This window comes from Phytoactinopolyspora endophytica, assembly GCF_004138495.1.
Lineage (GTDB): Bacteria > Actinomycetota > Actinomycetes > Jiangellales > Jiangellaceae > Phytoactinopolyspora > Phytoactinopolyspora endophytica.
Window position 1 is genome coordinate 468,422 of record NZ_ML142850.1, and the last position, 375, is coordinate 468,796.

1 protein-coding gene is annotated in these 375 nt (G+C 68.5%); it reads left to right on the plus strand.

All coding sequences use genetic code 11. The annotated features are described in order from the left end of the window. Nucleotides 1-185 precede the first annotated feature (185 nt). A partial coding sequence (locus tag ELR45_RS34635) for a hypothetical protein (protein ID WP_165367500.1) occupies nucleotides 186-375 on the plus strand: 190 nt, incomplete at its 3' end.

Below are 375 nucleotides of genomic sequence, written 5' to 3' on the forward strand. Positions count from 1 at the left end.
GGACGGCATCGAGGAGTGACGGCACCGCGCTAACGGAGCCTGCCGTAGCTCAGTCGCGGAGCTCCAGCCGACGCCAGACGATCGCGGCGTTCGGATCGCCCGAGCTGGCCGGCTCGGTGTTGACCACCATGAACCCCTCGCGCTCGTAGAACGTGGCCACCCAGGGCAGGCTCACGGTCGCGGAAATGTCGCAGAGTGCGCACTCAGTGCGCGGGCAGGCATCCACCGTCCAAGATGTAGCCGCCGACGTCGAGTTCGACGCCGCTCTCAACGGCACCGTCGCTCTGAGCATCGACGGCCTGAGCGCGAACGCCGCCGTGTACACACGCGCCCCCGGTGTCGACCGCGATCCCCAGCGACGGCAGAGGCTCATTG